We start from the raw sequence: 15,605 nt of genomic DNA, 5'->3' as shown, positions 1-15,605 counted from the left end.
CAGACATGCGCACAGACATGCAGACCCCGATGATGAAGAACGCCACCTACGCCTGCGCCGCCCGTCCGCGGACGGGCGCCCTCCACACGATCGCGGCGGCAGCGGCGATGACGGCGCTGATCGCCTTGATGAGCGGTTGCGCGGTGACGCGCGTCGATCCGCCCGCACCGGTCGCGGCGCCGGTGAAGTTCAAGGAGGATGCGCTCTGGAAACAGGCGCGTCCCGCCGCCCCCGAGCCGGTGCCCGAGCAGTGGTGGACGCTGTTCGACGACCCGGTCCTCAACGACCTGCAGCATCGGCTGGTGATCGGCAACGAGAACCTGAAGGCGGCGGTCGCGCAGGTGGAAGGTGCCCGCGCCGCGCTGGAGGCCAGCCGCTCGGCCTTCTTCCCCACGCTGTCCGCCGGCTTCTCGGGCACGCGCAGCAAGAGCCCGGACGGCAACGTCACCAACGGCTCGATCAACCGCGGGCCGACCAACAGCGTGCAGGCCTCGCTGAACGCGAGCTGGGAGCCGGACCTCTGGGGCCGGCTGCGACTGGCGAGTGAAGGCGCGAACGCCTCGCTGCAGGCCAGCGCGGACGACCTGGCCGCCGCGCGACTGAGCGCGCAGGCGACGCTGGCGCAGACCTACTTCTCGCTGCGGACCGCGGAAGCGCAGGAAGCGCTCTACGACCGCAGCGTGAAGTCCTATCAGCGCTTCCTGGACCTCACGCAGGCGCGCTACCAGAGCGGCGTCGCCGCGCGCAGCGACGTGCTGCAGGCGCAGACGCAGCTGCGCTCGGCCGAGGCGCAGCTGTTGGAAACGCGCTCCACGCGCGGCCAGCTGGAGCACGCGATCGCGGTGCTGCTGGGGCTGCCGCCTTCCGCGCTCGATCTGACGAAAAGCGCGACGCTGCCGAAGCCGCCGGCGGTGCCCGAGATGCTGCCCTCGCAACTGCTGGAACGCCGGCCGGACATCGCCGCGGCGCAGCGGCGCGTGGCAGCGGCGTACTCGCAGATCGGTGTGGCCGACGCGGCGTACTTCCCGTCCTTGACCCTGTCCGGCAGCGCGGGTTATCGCAACAGCACGCTGTCGAACCTGCTGTCGGCGCCCAACCTGTTCTGGTCACTGGGCCCGTCGCTGGCGCAGGCGATCTTCGACGGCGGCCAGCGCAAGCTGGCGAGCGCGCAGGCGCGCACCAGCGCCGAGGTTGCCACCTCGACCTATCGCCAGACGGTGCTGACCGCGCTGCAGGAGGTCGAGGACAACCTGATCCTCACGGACCACCTGCGCGAGGAAGCGCGGCTGCAGCAGGAGGCGCTGGACGCCGCGCAGCGCAACCTCGAGCTGGTGACGGACCAGTACCGTGCGGGCACGGTGTCCTTCCTGGACGTCACGACGGCGCAGAACAGCGCCTTCAATGCGGAGGCTTCGCTGCTCTCGGTCCGCAACCGGCAGCTGGCGGCGATCAACCTGCTGCTGAAGAACGTGGCGGGGCGCTGGACTCCGGCCTGAACCGGAACGTCAAAGGCCCGCGACCAGCGGGTCTCACTGGGGCCGGAATGATGCGAGGGGGTCCAGGAGGGAGCCCCCTCGCGTCGTGGAGCGCCCGCGCTCAACGTCCCGCAGGTGGCTTCCCGCCTGGCGCCACCGGCCGGCGCGGCGCCAGCAGCGTCGACAGCGAATCCCGCGTGCCTTCGATGCGTTCCAGCGCCGGATAGCGCAGGCCCTGCGAAGCATCGACCGTCACGGTCTCCTGCGTTCCGTCAACCACGATGCCCAGCCGCAGGCCGCCTTGCTTGGCGGCAGCGGCGATCGCGGTCGTGAGGCGTTCCGCGTTGTAGGGTTCATCGTTGACGGTCTTCAGCCGTGTGCCGGGCACGATGCCCGCTCGGAAGGCCGGGCCGTTCCACGTCGCCACCTTCACGCGTCCGTCCTTCGTCACCGTCATGCCCGCCGACCACGTCAGGTCCAGCACGCCTTCGCTGGCCTCGTAGAGGCGGAAGTACTCGGTCGGCGTGTCGCGGAAGACCAGGCGCCAGCCGTGCGCGGCGAGACCGTCGAGCACGCCGTCGTCATCATGGGCATCGAGTTTCCTGCGAAGCGTCCCCGCCCACGGTCCGGGGCAGATGCGGGCTAGCGTCGCAGCGACGTCGGTTTCCGAATAAGGCCGTTGCCGCTCGCCCGGCTTCTGGTCCGCCGCGCTGAAGAAGCGCGTGGCGAAGTCGTCCAGGCCCCGGGCGCCGTGGCTGCATTGGCGCAGACGCGCGTCGATGTCGAGCCAGAACAGCACGCCCTCGATGTAGTAGTCCTCGCGCCGCTGCCAGTCGCGCCAGTACACGGTCCCGTCCTGGATCAGCGGATCGTTGGCACTGTCGGCGAGCGATTTCCACTGGCGGCCCGCGCGATGCTGGACGATGGCCGCATCCAGCGCGAGAGCGCCGAGCGTCTGCTGGACCGTGCGCAGTCCCGAACGCGCCGCGACGACGCGCGACCAGAACTCCGTCTGGCCTTCATAGACCCACAGCAGCGTGCCGGTGAACGGCTCGTTCGGCGTGGACACGGCCATGTCCGCCGGCACGCGCCACAAGCCGTTCCACGCATGGATGAGCTCGTGCGGGATGACGTCGATGACGGAGGTCGACTCCGCTGGCTCGGAGAACAGATTCGCGGGCAGCACGACCTCGCCCGAGTCGGCATGCTCGATGCCGCCGGGACCGGGCAGGCGGTCGTCGAGGGCGATCAGGTAGTCGTAGCGCTTGAACGGCGGCACGCCGAAGATCGCTTCCGTTTCGCGCTGGACCGATTGCATCTTCGCGTCGAAGCGATCGACGTCCTTGACCACCTCGGCCTCCGCGGCCAGCCAGTTCGCGCGCACGGGGCGCGCACCGCCAGTGATCTCGCGTGTCACCACATGCCGAGACGAGAATACCGGCGAATCGATCAGTCGATCGAGCGACACCGGATCGAAGCGGATCCGTTCGCCGTCAGGCGCGCCGGACAAGGCGGTCGCCGGCACCATCCCAGCCGGCAGCTTGATCGTCGCCTGCACCGGCAGGTCGCTGGCCTTCCAGCCCGACGGGTACATCAGCATCCGGTTCCAGTAGACCCCGACGAAGCCGTCGACGATCGTGGCCGAGGGATCACGGCTGAGCGGCGCCAGATATTGGAAGCTCAGGTCGAGCGCTTGCGCGCCGGCGGGCACGACGATGCGCAAGGCGTGCACGCGTGCCGGGTCGCGCCGCCACGGCAGCGTCCTGCCGTCGGCCTTGACGACCAGACCCGCCAGGCGGTGCGCGGAAATCGAGGGCGCGTGACTCCCCGTCTCCCATTGCGGATAGAGCAGCGTCATCTCGCCCGCGCGCTGCACCGGGATGCGCTGCTGGATCGTCACGATCCGCCGTCGCGTGTCGGTGAGATCGACGTCGAGCGTCATGACGCCGCGGAAGGTCGCGCTGTTCTTCGCGACCGCGATCCGCGGCTTTGCCTTCGCCTGCGGACTGCCGGGAACCTGCCCCGACGCCGGTGACGCCGACGCGGAGATCGACACCAACGGCAGACACAGCATCGCGCCGGCCAGTGCGCGCATCAAGGCGCTCGAATTCTTGGGCATGAGGTCGGAAGCGCGCTGACGCGCAGGAGCCGGCTGGAGAAACGGCGTTTGTAGGCCGGAGCCGGAGCGCCAACGAAAGTCATGGCGCACTGCCCACCCAACCGGGTGCCAACTCCCTCTGCAGTCGACGCCCATGCAAAACGGCCCCGAAGGGCCGTCCATGTGTCTTCGATCGCTCAGGCGATCAGCGTCATCAAGCCGCCGACGCCTTCTCCGCTTCCACCTTCTCCAGCGCGGCATGCGCCTGCTGGTCCGCGTGGTAGCTGGAGCGCACCATCGCGCCGACGGCTGCGTGCGTGAAGCCCATCTTGTAGGCCTCTTCCTCGAACATCTTGAAGGTGTCCGGGTGCACGTAGCGACGCACCGGCAGGTGGTGGCCCGACGGCGCCAGGTATTGCCCGATCGTCAGCATGTCGATGTTGTGCTCGCGCATGTCGCGCATGACCTGGAGGATCTCCTCGTCGGTCTCGCCCAGGCCGACCATGATGCCGCTCTTGGTCGGCACGCCCGGCACCGCTTCCTTGAAACGCTTCAGCAGGTTCAGGCTGAACTGGTAGTCCGAGCCCGGACGCGCTTCCTTGTACAAGCGCGGCGCGGTCTCCAGGTTGTGGTTCATCACGTCCGGCGGCGCGGCCTTCAGGATGTCCAGCGCGCGGTCCATGCGGCCGCGGAAGTCGGGCACCAGCACCTCGATCTGCGTGCGCGGGCTCAGCTCGCGCACCTTGCGGATGCATTCGGCGAAGTGACCGGCGCCGCCGTCGCGCAGGTCGTCGCGGTCCACGCTGGTGATCACCACGTAGTTCAGCTTCAGCGCCGCGATCGTCTTGGCCAGGTTCAGCGGCTCGTCCACGTCCAGCGGATCCGGCCGGCCATGGCCGACGTCGCAGAACGGGCAGCGCCGCGTGCACTTGTCGCCCATGATCATGAAGGTCGCCGTGCCCTTGCCGAAGCACTCGCCGATGTTGGGGCAGGACGCTTCCTCGCAGACCGTGTGCAGCTTGTGCTCGCGCAGGATCTGCTTGATCTCGTAGAAGCGCGTCGACGGCGAACCGGCCTTCACCCGGATCCAGTCCGGCTTCTTCAGCTGTTCCGCCGGAATGATCTTGATCGGGATCCGCGCCGTCTTGGCTTGCGCCTTCTGCTTGGCGGTCGCGTCGTAGTCGGACGCGCTCTTGGCTTCGTGGGTGACGTTCTCGGTTGCCATCAGGCGTTCTCTCGGTTGCCGTGTGCCGGGCCTCAGGGTTGGAGCTGCGCGGCGAGCCGCTCTCCGAACCGCTGGGCCACCGTGGCCCAGTCCGTGAAAACCCCGAGTGTACCGAGGTCCACCGTCTGAAGCCCTGCGTATCCGCACGGATGGATGCCCAGGAAGGGCTTCAGGTCCATCGCGACATTCAGCGCGACGCCGTGATACGTGCAGTGCCGGCTGATCTTGATCCCCAGCGCCGCGACCTTGCCCAGACCGCGGAACGGATCCGCCGGATCGGCCGGCCCGGTCAGGGCGGCATGCGCCCCGGGGTCGTCCAGCCGCACGTAGATGCCGGGCGCGCCGCTGACCCGGTGGCCCGTGACGCCGACGCCTTCCAGCGTCTGGATCACGGCCGTCTCCAGGCGGAAGACGTATTCCTTGACGAAGATCCCCAGCCGCTTCAGGTCCACCAGCGGGTAGGCGACCACCTGCCCGGGGCCGTGGTAGGTCACCTGGCCGCCGCGGTTGGTCTGCACGACGGGGATGCCCTGCGGGTCCAGGACGTTGTCCGCCTGACCGGCCAGGCCTTGGGTGTAGACGGGGTCGAATTCACAGAGCCAGAGCTCGTCCGGGGTCTCCGGACCGCGCGTCTCGGTGAAGGCGCGCATCGCGTCCAGCGTGGCCGCATAGTCGACGCGGCCCAGGGTCTTGATCAGCATGCCGGCATGCTAGCCGCGATGGCCCTAGCATCGCCGGCATCGGGACATTCAGGAGCCGCGCCATGCCGCGTCACATCACGGCCCTCGCCGCAGCAGCGGTCTGCTGCCTTGCGCTGCAAGCGAGCCCTGCCGTCGCCGCCGGCGTCACGCTGGAGCAGGCGCTCGCCACGTACGAGCGCGGCGACCTTCGCGCTGCGGAGAAGCAGTTCCGCGCGCTGTCGCAGCAGGGCCTCGCGCTCGGCGACTACAACCTCGCGATGATGCATCTGCGCGCGGAAGTGCCGAAGCCTGATCCCAAGCTCGCCCGCCAATTGCTGCTGCGCGCGGCCGGTCGCGGCCTCGTGCGCGCCGAGCTGGCTCTCGGTCAGTTCCACGAGCAGGGCGAGGACGGCCGGCGCGATCTGGTCCAGGCCCAGTCCTGGTACCTGAAGGCGGCGGAGCATGGCAGCGTCGATGCGCAGGTGGCCGTGGCCACGGCGTTCTACCTCGGTCGTGGTGCGGGGAAGGACTTCCCGCAGGCGGCGCAGTGGTATCGCGAAGCGGCCAAGGGCGGCGACGTCGGCGCGCAGTACCTGATCGCGTCGATGTACGAGTCGGGCCTGGGCGTCGATCGCGACCTGCGCCTGGCGCGCTACTGGTACGACATCGCGGCGCGCAACGGGGACGAGGCGGCGCCGTACAAACTCAAGGCGGTCGACGCGGCGCTCGCCGCAGACGCCGGCTCAGTCTGAGCCGGACGGATCGGACCTGACACGGTCCGACCGCTCCCGGTTTACAGGACGACCTTCACCATCGGGTGCGTGGTCAGCGTGCGGTAGAGCTCGTCGAGCTGTTCGCGGCTGGTGGCGGTGACGGTGATCGTCACGCCCAGGTACTTGCCGCCCGAACTGGGACGGGTCTCCACCGTCGACGCGTCGAAGGCCGGGTCGAACTGCCGAGCGACGCTGACGATCGCCTCGACGAAGCCCTCCACCTGCGCCCCCATCACCTTGATGGGGAACTGCGACGGGTACTCGATGAGCGATTGCTCGGGCGGGATCGGGGCGTTGTTGAAGCTGGTCATGATGGGAAATTCAAATGGAGCCGGTCAGCGGCTTTGCAAGACCTTGGCCCGCTGGTAGGCCTCGTGGAGTTTCGCGTACACCGGGCCCGGCTTGCCGCGCAACGCGCCGTGGCCGACCTGTTCGTGGTCGAGCCGGGTGACCGGGGCGACTTCCTTGCTCGCCGAGGTCAACAGGATCTCGTCGGCGGTGCTCAGCTCGGTCTCCGCGATCGGGCGCAGGTTGCAGGCGATGCCGAGCTCTTCGCAGAGCTCCTTGAGCAGCCGCACCCGGATGCCTTCAAGCAGCGCTTCGCCCGGCGGCGGCGTCAGCAGCGCGCCGTCGCGGACGATCCACACGTTGCTGCTGGAGCCTTCGGTCACGTAGCCGTCGCGGATCAGCACCGTCTCGTCGGCGCCTTGATCGGCGGCGGCCTGGCGCGCCAGCACGTTGCCCAGCAGCGAGATGCTCTTGATGTCGCCGCGCTGCCAGCGGAAGTCGCGCGCCGTCACGCAGCTCAAGCCTTGATGGCGCTGCTCCGGCGTCAACGCGAGCAGCGGCTGCGTGTACGCGAGCACCGTCGGCTCCAGGTCCTTGGGCATCGCATGGCCGCGCGCCGCGACGCCGCGCGTGACCTGCAGGTAGATCATCTGATCCTCGACCTCCGGCAGGTGCGCCACCAGGCTGTGGAACAGGTCCAGCCAGGCTTCGCGCTCATACGGATCCTCGATGCGCAGCGCCTTCAGGCTGCGACCGAGCCGGTCCAGGTGATCGTCGACGCGGAACAGGCGGCCCGCGTAGACGGGGATCGACTCGTAGACGCCGTCGCCGAACAGGAAGCCCCGGTCCATCACCGGCACCCGGGCGTCGCCGAGGCGGCCCAGGTGGCCGTTCAGGTAGCAGGGAAGGTCGGCCCAAGGCATGGTCATCGGTGGCTCCCGCAGTGTGGTCACGCCGCAGCCACCGACTGTACGCCGCCGGCCCGGCAGGCCAACCCCGGCAAGCGAGGGGCCTTGCCCGGCTGGCGTGCCGGTCAGGAGAGCGGGCTCACTTGATCCAGAGCCGGATCGCGTCCCAGGCGCGGCCGAAGATGCCGGCCAGCGGCACCTCCTGCTGCACGACCAGCGGCACCTCGGCCACCGGCGCGCCGCCCGAGGTCGTCACCTTCAGCGTGCCCACGCGCTGGTTGAGCGCCAGCGGCGCGACCAGCGGATCGGTGCGCTGGATGTCGGTCTTGAGCTTGCCGCCCTCGCCGCGCGGCACGGCGACGAAGACCGCGTCGGCCGCGCCCAACTTGGCTTCCGGCGCGGCGCCCTTCCAGACCTTGACGGTGGTGATCGGCTGGTTCTTCTCGAACAGGCGCACCGCGTCGAAGGCCGAATAGCCCCAGTTCAGCAGCTTCTGGCTCTCGGTCGCGCGAGCCTCCTTCGAGGCCGTGCCCATCACCACGCTCAGCAGGCGACGCTTGGCGTTGGGCACGTCGCGCTGCGCGCTGGCGGCCAGGCAGTAACCCGCCGCATCGGTGTAGCCGGTCTTGCCGCCGTCCACCGACGGATCGCGGCCCAGCAGCATGTTGCGGTTGGACTGGCGGATCTTGTTGAAGGTGTACTCGCGCTTGGAGTAGTAGTCGGCGTAGTACTGCGGATAGTCCTGGATCACATGCGAGAAGATGACCGCGATGTCGCGGGCGCTCGTCTTGTGGCCGGGCTCGGTGATGCCGGTGACGTTCTTGAACGAGGTGTTCTTCAGGCCCCAGGCCTGGGCCTGCTTGTTCATCATCGCGACGAACTGCTCGACGGTACCGCCCACGCCTTCGGCCAGCGCGACCGAGGCGTCGTTGCCCGACTGGATGATCATGCCGCGCAGCAGCTCGTCGACCTTGGGCGTCATCGTCGTGTCGATGAACATCAGCGACGGGTCGCCCTTGCGCTCGTCCCAGGCGCGCTTGGAGACGGTCAGCGTCTGGTCCAGCGTCAGGCGCTTGGCCTTGAGCGCGTCGAAGACGACATAGGCCGTCATCAGCTTGGTCAGCGACGCGGGATCCTGCGGCGTGTCGGCATCGCGTTCGGCGAGCGTCTGGTTCGTCGTCAGGTCCAGCAGCACGAAGTTGCGGGCCGCGATCTCGGGCGGCGTCAGCGCCTGCGCCGACGCGCCGGTCGTCATCACGAAGCCGGACAGGCCCACGCCGAGGGCCAGGGAAGCAAGGAAGCGTTTCATTCGGGAGAGATCCTTAGGCGCGCGCTTCGCCGACGGCATGCCAGCCGCGCAGCACCAGAGTCTTGAGCAGCGGCAACTGCCCATGGAAGAAGTGCCCGACACCGGGCACCACGATGACCGGCAGCGCCTGCGGGCGCGCCCAGTCGAAGACGGCGCTCAAGGGCACCACATCGTCCTGTTCGCCGTGGATCACGACGGTATCGGCCGGCACCGTCGCGACGCCGAAGCGGCTCGTGGCCGGCCCGACCAGCAGCAGGCGCTCGGCCGGCTGCTCGAGCTTGAGCGCCGCCTGCGACGCGACGAAGCCGCCGAAGGAGAAACCGGCCAGCGCCAGCGGTTGCGCCGGATCGCGGAACGCGGCGATCACGGCCAGCGCATCGTCGACCTCGCCGCGGCCTTCGTCCCAGGCGCCGGCCGACTGGCCGATGCCGCGGAAGTTGAAGCGCACCGCGCGATAGCCCAGGTGCACGAACGCACGGGCGATCGTCTGCACCACCTTGTTGTCCATCGTGCCGCCCTGCGTCGGATTCGGATGGCAGATCACCACCACGCCGCGCAGCGGGCCCGCATCGACCGCGGGTTCGTCGATCGCGCATTCGATCTCGCCGGCGGGGCCGGCGATCTGCCAGCGCTGGGTCTGTGCATTCATTCGAGCAGGCTCCTGATCAGCGACCGACCGAATCGTCGAGCACCAGACGCTCGACGACCTCGCCATGCTTGAGGTGGCGTTCGACGATCTCGTCGATGTCGCTGTTGTCCACGAACTGGTACCAGACCGCGTCCGGGTACACGACCGCGACCGGCCCGCCGGCGCAGCGGTCCAGGCAGCCCGCCTTGTTCACGCGCACGCCGCCCTTGCCGGCCAGTTTCTCGGCCTTCACGCGCTTCTTGCAGTGGTCGAAGGCTTCCTGCGCGTTGTGCTGAAGGCAGGCGTTCTCGTTCTCGCGCTGGTTCAGGCAGAAGAAGATGTGGCGTTGGTAGTAGCTGGGGGAGCTCATCGGTCGATTGTAGTTTCAGGGTTTACACCGAGCGGCTGTTCGTGCGGTCCGTCACGATCCGCTTGTCCTTCAGAGCGCCCGGCAGAGCGCTCCGCGGCGGAAGGCTCTTTGGCAGGTCGTTCCCCGGCAGGCGGCGGACCCGGACGGTCGCTCTGGGTGACGCCGTAGAGCAGCCACGCCAGCGCGGCGAACGGCCACAGCCACCCCACCCATTGCGCCAGTCCGTAGAGATTGACGAAGCGGCCCTGCTCCCAGAACTGCAGGCTCTCGAGCAGGTAGGGATCGGAGGGCGCCTCGGCCATCAGCGCGATCAGCGCGGTCAGCACGACCAGGCCCCAGGCCGCGTTCGCGCGCCGCGACATGAACGCCGCCAGCAGCGCCAGCACGCCGCCGATGATCAGGCCGGGTTCGGTCGTCGAGGTCAACCAGGCCCACGCGTGATCGGGACCGAAGTTCAGCACCGTCGACCAGGCCGTCGTCGTCACGCCCAGCGCGATCGCCCCCAGCACCAGCAACGCCCGGCGCTTGCCAGGCCGTGCCACGGACAACGCCAGCAGGCAAGGCGCCAGGACCCCCATGGCGATGGCGATGGCCTCGAGACCGGGCGGCAGGGGCAGATCGTCGGTCAGCTCCTTGGGAACGAGTTCCCAGGGCGTGTTCTCGAGCAGCACTTCCGCCCATTCGCGCAGACGCGGGAAGAGTTGGCCGAGCCCCAGCGGCAACGGCGCCGGGTAGAGCAATCCCACGGGCCACATCGCCAGCAGCGCCAGCGCGCCGGCGCTGTGCGGCACGAACCAGCGTTCGCGCCAGCCGTTCCAGCGCGCCAACCCGCCGAGTCCCAGCACTGCCCACGCGCACAGCCCGCCGAGCCAGGCACCGGCGCTGTTCAGCAGGAAGTCGGCCAGCGACGGCACGCGGCCGGGGAGGAAGTACTGCAGCGTCTCCATCGAGAACGACAGCAGCGGCAACCCGACCACCGTCAGCAGCAGCGCACGCACGAGACTGCCGCTGCCGCGGATCACCGCCGAGAAGCAGAGCAGGCCCAGCGGCCAGTAGCCGATCACGTTGATCCAGATGTCGAACTTGCCCCAGTAGCGCGGCCACGGCAAGCCGACGAAGCCCGGCCAGGGCAGGCTCGGCGGCATGCGCCACGGCCAGAACGGGTACAGGCTGGCGTAGACCACCAGCACGGCATAACACAGGGCCAGCCAGGTGGCGGAACTGCGCCGATGCATCACCGGATCAGAAGGGCTTGACGACGACCAGGATCACGATCGCCGCGAATAGCAGCACCGAGACCTCGTTGAACACGCGGAACCACTTGTGGCTGCGACGGTTGGCGAGCATCTCGAACTTGCGCAGGAAGGCGCGGCACACGTGGTGATACCCGATCACCGCGACGACCAGCGCGAGCTTGGCATGCATCCAGCCGTTGCCCGGCCCGCGGCCGATGCCGTAGTACAGCCACAGCGTCAGTCCGAAGACCAGGGCGAGCAGCATCAATCCCGAACTGAAGCGGTACAGCTTCAGCGCCATGATCAGCAGCCGTTCGCGCTCGGCGTGGCTGTCGGCGGGGACCATGGCCAGGTTCACGAAGATCCGCGGCAGATAGAACAGGCCGGCGAACCACGCGGCGACGAAAATGATGTGAAGCGCTTTGATCCAGAGCATCGCGGCATTATGGAGGGCGCGAAAAAACCCCGGCTTCACAGCCGGGGTCGGAAAGCCTTATCGCTGTCATCACGTTAAGGCTCCTGCTCAGGGAGGAAAAGCAGGGAACGACAGCCAGCGGCTATCATTCAAGAACGACTTTAACAGATCTGCCGAATTTCGGAATCTACGTCTTTCCACCTAGTGGCCCCTCATCCTGGTGGTACTTCTCGGAAATCATGCAACTTCCCGCACCTTATCCCGCCAGCCGTCCCCGTCGCCTGCGTCGCGACGCCTTCACCCGGGCGCTGGTCCGCGAAAACCGGCTGCACCCGAGCGATTTCATCTTTCCGGTGTTCGTCCATGAAGGCGAAAACCGTGTCGAACCGATCGCGTCGATGCCCGGCGTGTCGCGGCTGAGCCTGGACCGGCTGATCCCGGTCGCCGAGGAATGCGTCGAACTGGGCATCCCGGTGATCGCCCTGTTCCCCGCGATCGACACCGCGCTGAAGACGCCCGACGGCATCGAGGCGACGAATCCGGACGGCCTGATCCCCCGCGTCGTGCGCGCGCTCAAGGAGAAGGTGCCCGGCCTGGGCGTGCTGACGGACGTCGCGCTCGACCCGTACACCAGCCACGGCCAGGACGGCGTGCTCGACGAGCAGGGCTACATCCTGAACGACCGCACCGTCGAACTGCTCAAGCAGCAGGCGCTGGTCCAGGCCCGGGCGGGCGTGGACATCGTCGCGCCCAGCGACATGATGGACGGCCGCATCGGCGCGATCCGCGCCGCGCTCGAGGCCGACAGCCACATCCACACGCGGATCATGGCCTACAGCGCCAAGTACGCCAGCGCCTTCTACGGCCCGTTCCGCGACGCGGTGGGCTCGCGCAGCAACCTCGGCAAGGCGGACAAGAAGACCTACCAGATGGACCCGGGCAACAGCGACGAGGCCTTGCGCGAAGTCGGCCTGGACCTGGCCGAAGGCGCCGACATGGTGATGGTCAAGCCCGGCCTGCCCTACCTGGACATCGTCCGGCGGGTGAAGGAGGAGTTCAAGGTCCCGACCTTCGCCTACCAGGTCAGCGGCGAGTACGCCATGATCAAGGCCGCCGCCGCCAACGGCTGGCTGGAACACGACGCGGTCATGCTCGAGGCGCTGCTGGCCTTCAAGCGCGCCGGCGCCGACGGCATCCTGACCTACTTCGCGATGGACGCGGCGCGGCTGCTGCGCGCCGGCGCCTGAACGTCCCCGACGCCAGGGAACGCCGGCTGCCCGACCGACGCATGCGCATCTTCCATCTCAGCGACGCGCTCTACGAGGAACTCGCCGCGCTGCCCGAGGACCTCCCGCCGGAGGGCTTCCTGTGGATCGGGCTGCCGCGGCGCGAGTTCGAACTCCAGCTCGGCACCTTGCAGCAGCGGCTGACGCGCTGGGCCGGCGCGCAACTGCTCGACCTGCATGTGTCGGATCTGATGAATCCGCAGCTGCCGTCGCATTTCGATTACACGAGCGCGTACGACCTGATGGTCTTCCGGCGGCTCGCGACGATGCCGGGCAGCGAGCAGTACCTCTCCGACGAGGAGCCCCGTCACGCCGCGGCGGTCAACGAGGCATTGAAGGCCATCGACACGAGCCCGGTCGGCTTCGCCGTCTTCGACCGCGTGCTGATCACGGTGCATCCGGGCGAGTGCTCCTTGCGGGACCACTTCGCGGGCAAGCTCGGTGCGCAGCAGGAAGGCCGCGACCTGCGCGGCAGCACCCGCCTGCCCCACAGCCCGGCCGAGCTGATGCTGCGCATGGTCAACCACATGGTCGACAGCTACCTGGACCTGCGCCGGCTGCTGACGCGCCAGCTGACGACGCTGCAGAACCTGCTGCTCGACCGGCGCGGCCACTTCCGCGACTGGCCGGTGGTGCTGCACGCCCGGGACACGCTGTCGCGGCTGGAAGATCTCTGCGAGGACCAGCGCAGCGCCGTGCAGGAATGGATCGACGCGCTGGGCGAGTGGCCCGTCGGCGACGCCCGCGCGGAACGCGAGCGGGAGCTGCTGCGCGTGCGGTCGCGCGACGTGCTCGAGCACGTCGAGCGCGTGCTGACCCACGTGCGGCGGCTGGAGACGTCCGCCGAGACCTCGGTGCAGATGCATTTCTCGCTCACCGGCGAGCGCACCAACAACATCATGCGGACGCTGACCGTGCTCACGGCCATCTTCCTGCCGCTGAACCTGATCACCGGCGTGTTCGGCATGAACTTCGACACCCTGCCGCTGATCCACCGGGCCACCGGCTTCTGGATCGCCGTCGGCGTCATGGGCGTCACCGCGATCGCGCTCGGCGCCTTCTTCTGGCGCAAGCGCTACCTGGGAACGCAGCAGTAGTGGGAAGCGGCGAAGCGCTCAGCGCTTCGCCTTGGCGGCGGTCTTCACGGCCTTTGCCGGCTTGGCAGGCTTGGCCTTGGCTGCGGCGTACGGATCCGCGAAGCCGAGCCCGACCATCACCTCGGTCTCGCGCGCTTCCATGCACTCGGCCTCGTCGTCTTCCTCGTGGTCGTAGCCCTGCGCGTGCAGCGTGCCGTGGACCAGCATGTGCGCGTAATGCGCCGCGATGTCCAGGCCCATCTCCTTCGCCTCGCGCTCGACCACCTCGGCGCAGATCACCAGGTCCGCGGCGACGACGGGCTCGTGCGTGTAGTCGAAGGTCAGCACGTTGGTCGCGTAATCCTTCGCGCGGTACTCGCGGTTGAGCGACTGTCCCTCCTCCGCATCGACGATGCGGACGGTCATCTCGCCGGGCAGCTCCAGCGCCGCGCGCATCCAGCGGATCACCTTGTGCCGCGGCAGCAGCGCCTTGTGGCGCGGATCCGCGAATTGCAGCGACAGGCTCAGTTCCGGTCGGCTCATCGGGCAGCTCCCTTGCGCGCAGGTCTGGCAGGCGCTTTGACGACCGTCTTCTTCGCAACGGGCTTCTTCGCAACGGGTTCCTTCACCGCCGGCTTCTTCACCGCCGGCTTTTTCGTCGCTACCTTCTTCACGACAGGCGGGGGCGGTTCCTCGAAGCGCATCGCCTCCTCGCGCAAGCGCAGGGCGCGCAGGCGACGCTCCTCGCGCTCCTCGGCGAACTGGGCGCGATGCTCTTCCTGCGCTCGGGCTTCCTCGAGCGCCAGCGCTTCCGTCTGGTTCTCGTAGGCCTGCACGATGCGCGCGACCAGCGGGTGGCGCACGACGTCCGCGCGCGTGAAGCGCGTGATCGCGATGCCCTCGACGCCGTCCAGCACCTGCTCCGCGTCGACCAGCCCGCTGCGCATGCCGCGCGGCAGGTCGATCTGGCTCGTGTCGCCGGTCACCACGCACTTGCTGCCGAAGCCGATGCGGGTCAGGAACATCTTCATCTGCTCCGGCGTCGTGTTCTGCGCCTCGTCGAGGATGACGAACGCGTGATTCAGCGTGCGTCCCCGCATGAAGGCCAGCGGCGCGATCTCCAGCTGGCCCTTCTCGAACGCCTTGGTCACGCGGTCGAATCCCATCAGGTCGTACAGCGCGTCGTAGAGCGGGCGCAGGTAGGGATCGACCTTCTGCGTCAGGTCGCCGGGCAGGAAACCGAGGCGCTCGCCGGCCTCGACGGCCGGACGCGTCAGGATGATGCGCTGCACCGTCGAGCGCTCCAGCGCGTCCACCGCGCAGGCCACCGCGAGGAAGGTCTTGCCCGTGCCCGCCGGGCCGATGCCGAAGCTGATGTCGTGCGACACGATGCTGCGCAGGTACAGGTGCTGGTTGCCCGTTCGGCCGGCCAGATCGGCGCGCCGGGTGCGCAGCACGACGCCGTTCCCGTCGGGGTCCCCGCCATTGCCGTCGCCGGCGGCGTCGCCGGCGCCGTTGGCGGACTTCGCCCGGGCGGCCACGTCGTTGGCCGCCTCGACGATCGCCAGGCGCAAGGTCTCGCCGGGAATCGCCCGGTCGGCCCGGGCGTAGAGCGCCTCCAGCAAGACCATCGTGCGCTGCGCCGGCGCGCGGTCGCCCTCGACGTTGAAATGCTCGGCACGGTGGGTGATGCGCACGGTCAGGGCCGCCTCGATCTGGCGGAGATGCTCGTCCAGCGGGCCGCAGAGGTGCGACAGACGCCGGTTGTCGGCGGGGGTGAAAGCGTGGCGCAGGTTCAAGGCGGAGAACGCTCCGTATTCAGGGGGGTTGAGGGCGGTA

General features: G+C 68.7%; 15 protein-coding genes and 1 pseudogene. 4 read left to right on the top strand and 12 right to left on the bottom strand.

Annotated elements, in window-relative coordinates; translation table 11 throughout:
• Positions 1-5: 5 nt before the first annotated feature.
• Entirely contained in the window at positions 6-1,496 is a 1,491-nt protein-coding gene (locus ACQ86G_RS09620) for an efflux transporter outer membrane subunit (RefSeq protein WP_431260372.1), read from the top strand.
• Positions 1,497-1,596: 100 nt separating this feature from the next.
• Here ACQ86G_RS09620 and ACQ86G_RS09615 read toward each other — a convergent pair whose 3' ends face one another.
• From ACQ86G_RS09615 to lipB, 3 genes are all read right to left on the bottom strand, one after another.
• Complete coding sequence (locus ACQ86G_RS09615) at positions 1,597-3,594, bottom strand: hypothetical protein (protein ID WP_431260371.1); 1,998 nt, start codon at positions 3,592-3,594, stop codon at positions 1,597-1,599.
• Positions 3,595-3,787: 193 nt separating this feature from the next.
• Entirely contained in the window at positions 3,788-4,798 is a 1,011-nt protein-coding gene (lipA, locus tag ACQ86G_RS09610; RefSeq protein ID WP_331616281.1) for a lipoyl synthase, read from the bottom strand.
• Between the two features lie 32 nt (positions 4,799-4,830).
• Positions 4,831-5,499 carry a lipoyl(octanoyl) transferase LipB gene (gene lipB, locus ACQ86G_RS09605; protein ID WP_431260370.1) on the bottom strand — a complete coding sequence of 223 codons (669 nt, stop codon included), beginning with the start codon at positions 5,497-5,499 and terminating at the stop codon, positions 4,831-4,833.
• 62 nt (positions 5,500-5,561) lie between these two features.
• Between lipB and ACQ86G_RS09600 the strand changes: the two genes are divergently transcribed.
• Complete coding sequence (locus tag ACQ86G_RS09600) at positions 5,562-6,230, top strand: tetratricopeptide repeat protein (RefSeq protein WP_431260369.1); 669 nt, start codon at positions 5,562-5,564, stop codon at positions 6,228-6,230.
• A 41-nt stretch (positions 6,231-6,271) separates the two neighbouring features.
• On the opposite strand, the gene ACQ86G_RS09595 is transcribed toward ACQ86G_RS09600, so the two are convergent.
• From ACQ86G_RS09595 to ACQ86G_RS09565, 7 genes are all read right to left on the bottom strand, one after another.
• Positions 6,272-6,562: a DUF493 family protein gene (locus ACQ86G_RS09595; protein WP_431260368.1), complete on the bottom strand. Its 291-nt coding sequence runs from the start codon at positions 6,560-6,562 to the stop codon at positions 6,272-6,274.
• 24 nt (positions 6,563-6,586) lie between these two features.
• Entirely contained in the window at positions 6,587-7,468 is an 882-nt protein-coding gene (locus ACQ86G_RS09590) for a D-amino acid aminotransferase (RefSeq protein WP_088407710.1), read from the bottom strand.
• Between the two features lie 118 nt (positions 7,469-7,586).
• Positions 7,587-8,756 carry a D-alanyl-D-alanine carboxypeptidase family protein gene (locus ACQ86G_RS09585; RefSeq protein ID WP_431260367.1) on the bottom strand — a complete coding sequence of 390 codons (1,170 nt, stop codon included), beginning with the start codon at positions 8,754-8,756 and terminating at the stop codon, positions 7,587-7,589.
• Positions 8,757-8,769: 13 nt separating this feature from the next.
• On the bottom strand, positions 8,770-9,405 hold the full coding sequence (locus tag ACQ86G_RS09580; protein ID WP_431260366.1) for an alpha/beta hydrolase: 636 nt from the start codon (positions 9,403-9,405) through the stop codon (positions 8,770-8,772).
• A 16-nt stretch (positions 9,406-9,421) separates the two neighbouring features.
• Positions 9,422-9,754: a (2Fe-2S) ferredoxin domain-containing protein gene (locus tag ACQ86G_RS09575; RefSeq protein ID WP_431260365.1), complete on the bottom strand. Its 333-nt coding sequence runs from the start codon at positions 9,752-9,754 to the stop codon at positions 9,422-9,424.
• Entirely contained in the window at positions 9,751-10,989 is a 1,239-nt protein-coding gene (locus ACQ86G_RS09570) for a VanZ family protein (protein WP_431260364.1), read from the bottom strand. Before ACQ86G_RS09570 ends, ACQ86G_RS09575 begins: the two co-directional genes overlap by 4 nt.
• Before the next feature lie 7 nt (positions 10,990-10,996).
• The gene (locus ACQ86G_RS09565; RefSeq protein WP_431260363.1) at positions 10,997-11,425 is read right to left on the bottom strand and encodes a CopD family protein; all 429 of its coding nucleotides are present in this window, start codon (positions 11,423-11,425) and stop codon (positions 10,997-10,999) included.
• 218 nt (positions 11,426-11,643) lie between these two features.
• Between ACQ86G_RS09565 and hemB the strand changes: the two genes are divergently transcribed.
• Positions 11,644-12,651, top strand: coding sequence for a porphobilinogen synthase (gene hemB / locus ACQ86G_RS09560; RefSeq protein ID WP_431260362.1), 1,008 nt, complete (start codon positions 11,644-11,646; stop codon positions 12,649-12,651).
• Positions 12,652-12,692: 41 nt separating this feature from the next.
• Positions 12,693-13,787, top strand: coding sequence for a magnesium transporter CorA family protein (locus ACQ86G_RS09555; protein ID WP_431260361.1), 1,095 nt, complete (start codon positions 12,693-12,695; stop codon positions 13,785-13,787).
• 18 nt (positions 13,788-13,805) lie between these two features.
• Here ACQ86G_RS09555 and ybeY read toward each other — a convergent pair whose 3' ends face one another.
• Positions 13,806-14,309 carry an rRNA maturation RNase YbeY gene (gene ybeY / locus ACQ86G_RS09550; protein WP_431260360.1) on the bottom strand — a complete coding sequence of 168 codons (504 nt, stop codon included), beginning with the start codon at positions 14,307-14,309 and terminating at the stop codon, positions 13,806-13,808.
• A 272-nt stretch (positions 14,310-14,581) separates the two neighbouring features.
• Positions 14,582-15,565: pseudogene (locus ACQ86G_RS09545) on the bottom strand (PhoH family protein); the annotation flags it as partial.
• Positions 15,566-15,605: the final 40 nt, after the last annotated feature.

This window comes from Roseateles chitinivorans, assembly GCF_050632145.1.
GTDB classification, from domain to species: domain Bacteria; phylum Pseudomonadota; class Gammaproteobacteria; order Burkholderiales; family Burkholderiaceae_C; genus Roseateles; species Roseateles chitinivorans_B.
This window is presented reverse-complemented; position numbering and strand designations above follow the sequence as displayed.